The sequence below is a fragment of the Bartonella sp. AP57NXGY genome (assembly GCF_042195805.1).
GTDB lineage: Bacteria > Pseudomonadota > Alphaproteobacteria > Rhizobiales > Rhizobiaceae > Bartonella.
Genome location: NZ_JBHIOZ010000209.1, coordinates 1 through 2,035 on the forward strand (window position 1 = coordinate 1; position 2,035 = coordinate 2,035).

Sequence of the window (2,035 nt, forward strand, 5' to 3'; positions counted from 1 at the left end):
AGCTATACAGATAAAAAAACCAATCAAAAAGTAGAGAAAACAGAATGGCATTCCGTGGTGATTTTTAATCCACATTTGGCAAAAATTGCACTTCAGTATCTAAACAAAGGTTCAAAGGTTTACATAGAAGGAAAATTACAGACACGCAAATGGCAAGATAAAAATGGGCATGACCGTTACACAACAGAGATTGTCTTACCACAATTCAAAGGTGAATTGTATTTGCTTGATGCAAAGAAAGATCAATCGGCATCCCCTACCCCTTCACCTATTACTTCTCAAAATTATGCTATCGCTTCAGGGGCTCAAGATTATAGAACGGCTCTTAACGATAGCGTCCCATTCTGATTGAAAAAAAATATGACAAAAAGAAAAAAACGTGCAAAACGCGGTCGTCCTCGGATTAAAGGATGTATCAGAGAACCAAATGGACGTATCTCACGAGCAAAAACACCGCATGAACCCATGGATAAATTGGCAATTGAAATGCGTGCCAAACGCTTCTGTTTGACCATAGAAGAGGCTAAAAATCCACTTTCCGCTACTTATATCGGACGGCTTTATCTGCAAGGTGTAATTAATCAAGATCAGTATGATGCTGCACAAAAATATCTTGAAGTGAGAAATAATTATCTCTGTGCAAAAGCCTTACCAAATGCAATTTATGATGACTTTACTCCATCTTTAAATGAAGAGGCAAAAAAACAATGGATTGAAAAAACTACTCATTACTATGAAGCAATGAAAGAGGTGCTAAAAGAAGCACAATGCCTTTATAGACAGCACAACCTTTATGCCGCGCTACAGTATCTTGTTAGTGAAGATCAATCACTGCCACATCTTGTCGGTTCGCTGTATGTTGCTCTGAATGCACTTCATAAACATTTTATACAAAACCGCTAAATTTTAAGCAGCATTTTGAACATTGATAGTGATCTCTTTTCCAAGAGCAATGAGAGTGGATTCTAAAGCATCTAATTTTGTTGCGTGGTTTAAATCCAATAATCGGTCAATTTGTATTGGGTGAAGTTTTAAAAGACGCACGAGATCAGCTTTGCGTAAATTCTTTTCAACCATAGCGTTGTGTATTGCAATTTTTAAAATAACTAATGAAGATACTTCAACAAAAGGATAGGCAGCATCACGAGCTCCAAAAGGGACCACTTCTCGATCTTGGAAACGCCCCATAATAACTGTTAAAAGGGCATTTTTAGCGTGTTCCAAAGCCTCTTTTTCGTCGTTACCATAGGTAATAAATTCTTGAAAGTCTTTGGAAACGACAAGAAGAGTATCATTGTCATCTTTGATAAACTTAAGTGCATATTTCATTTACATCTCCATATTCAGACTTACCTTAGGTCAAGATCTTTAAGAATCTTTTGAACTAATCCCGTTCCTAATTCTTTCCGCGTACCATGCATAGGTAAAACGGATTTTTTAGAACCACGTTTTACAAGCAAATGGCCACCTTTCCCTGAGGTAAAACTGCAACCATGTTTCGTAAGATATCTTTTTAATTCTTGACTGTTCATAAATATAATATAACATCTAAAATGTTTAAATACAACATAAATGTTGTTATTTGTATAAAATTAAAGATTGGCTTTTAAAATACTAAGTTTTGATCAAAAAAATTAAAAATACACAATATCGTGATTTTTCTATTGACAATACGTGAAAAATCGTATTTAGTGGCAGTAAGGCACTGGTTGTATTGCGTCTAAAATTCAAAAATATCCCCTAAAATTTGATAAAATCTTAAGCTTTCAAGAGGGCTTAAAGTACTGTTTTTATTGATAAAACAGACTAATCTATTTTGCACATATCAAACGCCATTCAGTAACCAATGATGTCATTAATTCATTGCCTCAAAAGGAGCGAAGATGAAAGCAATCATCACCAAGCCAATGTGTGTTGTTGGCGATAATAAAAGCACTGTTCGTTTTGAAACTTCAACTCCCAATAATCCATTTGTTGAAGTTTCTAATCAAGTCTACGCACGTCTCAAGCGCGCCAATGCTGCAAAACTTTTTGT

General features: G+C 35.3%; 4 protein-coding genes. 2 read left to right on the forward strand and 2 right to left on the reverse strand.

The window, feature by feature from the left end; all coding sequences use genetic code 11:
• Both ssb and ACFIL8_RS09545 read left to right on the forward strand, forming a co-directional pair.
• A partial coding sequence (ssb, locus tag ACFIL8_RS09540; protein WP_375689580.1) for a single-stranded DNA-binding protein occupies window positions 1-348 on the forward strand: 348 nt, incomplete at its 5' end.
• Between the two features lie 12 nt (window positions 349-360).
• On the forward strand, window positions 361-903 hold the full coding sequence (locus ACFIL8_RS09545) for a hypothetical protein (protein WP_375651456.1): 543 nt from the start codon (window positions 361-363) through the stop codon (window positions 901-903).
• Window positions 904-906: 3 nt separating this feature from the next.
• Here ACFIL8_RS09545 and ACFIL8_RS09550 read toward each other — a convergent pair whose 3' ends face one another.
• Together ACFIL8_RS09550 and ACFIL8_RS09555 are read right to left on the reverse strand one after the other, a co-directional pair.
• Window positions 907-1,329 (reverse strand): HicB family protein, encoded by a 423-nt coding sequence (locus ACFIL8_RS09550; RefSeq protein WP_100131245.1) that lies wholly within the window; start codon window positions 1,327-1,329, stop codon window positions 907-909.
• A 20-nt stretch (window positions 1,330-1,349) separates the two neighbouring features.
• Complete coding sequence (locus ACFIL8_RS09555; RefSeq protein ID WP_038473319.1) at window positions 1,350-1,532, reverse strand: type II toxin-antitoxin system HicA family toxin; 183 nt, start codon at window positions 1,530-1,532, stop codon at window positions 1,350-1,352.
• Window positions 1,533-2,035 lie beyond the last annotated feature (503 nt).

Excerpts from the sequence above, each read along its gene's own strand:
- ACFIL8_RS09545 (WP_375651456.1), top strand. The coding sequence starts at position 361 with ATGACAAAAAGAAAAAAACGTGCAAAACGCGGTCGTCCTCGGATTAAA.
- ACFIL8_RS09550 (WP_100131245.1), bottom strand. The coding sequence starts at position 1,329 with ATGAAATATGCACTTAAGTTTATCAAAGATGACAATGATACTCTTCTT.
- ACFIL8_RS09555 (WP_038473319.1), bottom strand. The coding sequence starts at position 1,532 with ATGAACAGTCAAGAATTAAAAAGATATCTTACGAAACATGGTTGCAGT.